General features: G+C 45.5%; 3 protein-coding genes. 2 read left to right on the forward strand and 1 reads right to left on the reverse strand.

All coding sequences use genetic code 11. From position 1 onward, the window contains the following. Window positions 1-239 precede the first annotated feature (239 nt). A complete protein-coding gene (gene proB / locus QUB64_RS26570) occupies window positions 240-1,349 on the forward strand; it encodes a glutamate 5-kinase (RefSeq protein ID WP_333266791.1) in 1,110 nt (369 codons plus the stop codon). 355 nt (window positions 1,350-1,704) lie between these two features. Here the strand turns inward: proB and QUB64_RS26575 are convergent, their stop codons facing one another. Beyond that, window positions 1,705-2,460: a hypothetical protein gene (locus QUB64_RS26575; protein WP_333266794.1), complete on the reverse strand. Its 756-nt coding sequence runs from the start codon at window positions 2,458-2,460 to the stop codon at window positions 1,705-1,707. A gap of 515 nt (window positions 2,461-2,975) precedes the next feature. Here QUB64_RS26575 and ndk point away from each other — a divergent pair. Next, on the forward strand, window positions 2,976-3,425 hold the full coding sequence (gene ndk / locus QUB64_RS26580) for a nucleoside-diphosphate kinase (protein ID WP_333266796.1): 450 nt from the start codon (window positions 2,976-2,978) through the stop codon (window positions 3,423-3,425). The last annotated feature ends 399 nt before the right edge of the window (window positions 3,426-3,824 follow it).

Raw genomic sequence — 3,824 nt, forward strand, 5'->3', positions numbered from 1 at the left:
CGTCCGCAGCATTTTGCGGACGCCAGGACGCACGTGCGTTCCTTACTTATTGGGGTCAATCGAGCGGACATGATATGACTGCATCATCAACCGTGCAAACTTTGTAAAGTCGGGGACGCTCGCGAGCTATGCAAAACTAAGATGCTCCCTATGAAGACTTGCATTTTTCACTACAAATCAATTTGATTGCGGGCGTGCGATCGCAGATAATATAACTAATGACCGATGACTAATGACTGATGACTCAAACTATTGTTGTTAAAATAGGAACTTCGACACTTACTCGATCGACTACGGGAAACTTGGCTCTGTCAACTATTGCTGCATTAGTCGAAATTTTAGCCGATTTGCGGCAGCAAGGACATCGAGTAGTGTTGGTGTCTTCCGGTGCGGTTGGGGTGGGCTGCGCGCGCTTGGGCTTGACGGAACGCCCGCGAAATATCGCTCTGAAGCAGGCTGTGGCGGCCGTGGGCCAAGGGCGGCTGATGCGCGTGTACGATGACTTGTTCACTACTCTACAACAGCCGATCGCCCAAGTATTGCTCACCAGAGGCGATTTAGTGCAGCGCAACGGCTACGTTAATGCCTACAATACCTTTCAACAACTGCTCAGATTGGGCGTAATTCCGATCGTCAACGAGAACGATACAGTGGCGGTAGACGAGCTGAAATTTGGCGATAACGACACGCTTTCGGCGCTAGTAGCGAGTTTGGTAGAAGCAGATTGGTTGTTTGTGCTCACGGATGTCGATCGGCTGTATTCCGCAGATCCGCGCAGCAATCCCGACGCGCAGCCGATCGCCCTAGTCCAAAGTATGGCACAACTCACAGCATTGGACGTACAAACAGGAGATTCCCGCAGCGGTTGGGGAACCGGCGGAATGGTGACAAAAATTGAAGCCGCCAGAATCGCCACAGCATCAGGAGTACGCACAGTCATCACCAACGGCTGTTTTCCTGGTAATATTGAGAAAATATTGAACGGAGAGGCGATCGGCACTCAATTCGAGCCGCAACCGCGCCCTGTCAACGCTCGCAAACACTGGATAGCTAACGTGCTAATTCCAGCCGGAAAACTGTATTTAGATCCGGGTGCTGTCAAAGCAATTTCCCACGGCGGCAAATCGCTGTTAGCGGCGGGAATTTCTCTAGTTGAAGGAGAGTTTCAAGCTGATGATTCGGTGCAGTTGTGCGACGGAGAAGGCAAGCAAATTGCGAGGGGACTTGTTAATTATAGCAGTTTAGAATTGAGACAAATCCAGGGCTGCAAGTCAGATAAAATTGCTGAAATTTTAGGTTATGCAGGCGTAGAAACGGCGGTACACCGAGATAATTTAGTGATTGTTTAACTCATTAATTACATAAGCCGTAGGGTGCGGATACATCGAAAATCTCTCAATAAAAATCGACAATTTCATAGCGACGCACCTTATACCATTTATAATAATTCGTGCTATCAAACAATTATTGGGTTTTCTTACTCAATTATTGTGTAAGGTGCGTCGCTCGCTCGATTGTCAATTGAATTTAGGTATTTTTAGTGGCGACGCACCCTACTAATACTCTTGTGGAGTGGGATTATAGCCAGGGCTGTTTCATTCTCTTGTAGGGGCTACCCCTACAAAACCTTCATTTTTTCTAGAATGAAACAGCCCTGGGATTATAGCCAGCCCAAAAAGATAAGACGCGGTTTCAACGGTCTTCTTAACAAACGTCCAAACAGTCAAGAGTGCGATCGAAGGCAGAAATCGAGGATGCTTGCAGCACAGTATTGCAAGAATTTGTTGTGCTGTGTCCGAACAGCTCGTTCATCGCTTCTGTAAATAGTTCAAATACATTTTGTGCTAATTCTAAAGCTGCTTGGCGTTCGGAATCAGTAAGTTCTATCTCTGCTAAAACTTGCAACATCTCCGGTGTGTTTAAAATGTGATGATTTTCCAAACCCACATAACCTCCTCCCAAATAAATATATTCTTTTTTGGTAATCTTCTGTAATTCCATGATCACTGCTAGCGCCGCCTCAAAAAAAACTGTGGCGGTTCCTTCCAGGGATTCGGCTAACACCAGTTTCTGAATGGGAGAGGCTTTCCAAGCATAGCGTTCAAGCACTGAACAGAGCGATCGAGTTTTTTTAGTTTCTTCACCCCAAAGCAGCCTGAAGTCGCCGTAACTCATTAATTTGTTGAAGCCCAATGTCTCTAGATGTTGCAGATACCCGTGCCAGTAGTAGTTTTCTTTGTAAGTATATTTGTTAATCAGTTCCTGAACCTTGTTATTGCTGGAAGATTCTCGGAGGACGTACTTGTTTAAGTCGCTCAACCCCACAGCCAAAGGATCGAGTACAGGTGCAAAAATTAGTCGTTGATTCGGGTGAATGTGTTTATTAGCTAGAAATTCAAATAACGGCAATTTTGCAAATTCATGTTTTTTTTGTGCAATGAATGCCATAATCTCTTTCATAGCTTTTTCCCCTGAGTGGCTGCTCTCAAGATAATGTTGATCCCTTAGTTAATTATCTATGTTTGTGAGCCTAAACAATTGTGTTTCCGATCATACATATTTGTATTTTAGATCGTAGGTCAAGCGTGTTTGCCGTCACAAAAAAATGTGATTTGCATCATATTGGGTAAATTACAATATCAGGACTGAGGCAAAAAGTGGTTTGACGCGCGCGCGATAAGTAGCGCAATACGGTTCATTTAACAGTGTTTATTTCCCAGATATCCCCCTCGCATCCCCCGATCGAAGGAGAATTTTGAGAACACTCTTGTCCCCCCTTTTTTAAGGGAGTAGGGGGGATCTGTCTTAAATGAACCCTATTGACTTATAGGGGTAAAGTGCGGTGTGCTTCGCCCTACGTATAAAGGTTCTGCGTCAGTCCCAAAATAACAATTTTTAATTCCCAGAATTGCCTTTAGGTGCATTGTGAGCTACTCTGTCTTTTGGATCGGTTAAGAAAACAATAGGAGTTAATCTTGGAACGGACTTTTTTAGCGATTAAGCCCGACGGCGTACAGCGCGGACTCGTCGGCGAAATTATCGGTCGTTTTGAAGCCAAAGGCTTTACCCTAGTTGGGATGAAGCTGATCGCGGCGAGTCGCGAACTAGCCGAACAGCATTACGCCGTGCACAAAGAAAGACCGTTTTTTGCGGGACTGGTAGACTTCATCACTTCCGGGCCGATGGTGGCGATGGTGTGGGAAGGGGACGGCGTTGTGGCGTCGGCGAGAAAAATGATTGGCGCGACAAATCCTCTGAATTCTGAACCTGGAACAATTCGCGGCGATTTGGCTGTGAATGTTGGCCGCAATATTATTCACGGTTCTGATGCTGTGGAAACTGCAAATCAGGAAATTAGTCTCTGGTTTAAACCTGAAGAATTAAGTGCTTGGACTCCTTGTTTGAGTCCTTGGACTGTGGAGTAGTTTTGATATTCTCCCGATTGTTAATCGGGAGATATTCTTATTTTTAATAAAAAAAAAGCAGGATTTATATAAAATTTTTATAATCACAAATTCCCTAGGGGCGGGTTCACAAATTAGGGCGGAAACCTTGTGTATCTCTGCTTGACATCGAAGGCTAGATCCCCCTAAATCCCCCTTAAAAAGGGGGACTTTGAATCGGAATCTTGTCCCCCCCCTTGGTTCGGGGGGCGCCTGGGCGATCGAGACTTTGCCACAAAACAGATGAGATAAATCTATCATAAATCTATCTCGCACCCTAATCCCAGAAACCGGGTTTCTTCCCTTATTTCTCGTACTCAACCCAAATCATTCGCAGAAACCCGGTTTCTCGCCACTTGGGCGACAAAAATGCGATCGCAC

Source organism: Microcoleus sp. Aus8_D2 (assembly GCF_036702665.1).
Taxonomy (GTDB): domain Bacteria; phylum Cyanobacteriota; class Cyanobacteriia; order Cyanobacteriales; family Microcoleaceae; genus Microcoleus.

Coding starts and splice junctions, on each gene's coding strand:
- proB (WP_333266791.1), top strand. CDS start 240: ATGACTCAAACTATTGTTGTTAAAATAGGAACTTCGACACTTACTCGA.
- QUB64_RS26575 (WP_333266794.1), bottom strand. CDS start 2,460: ATGAAAGAGATTATGGCATTCATTGCACAAAAAAAACATGAATTTGCA.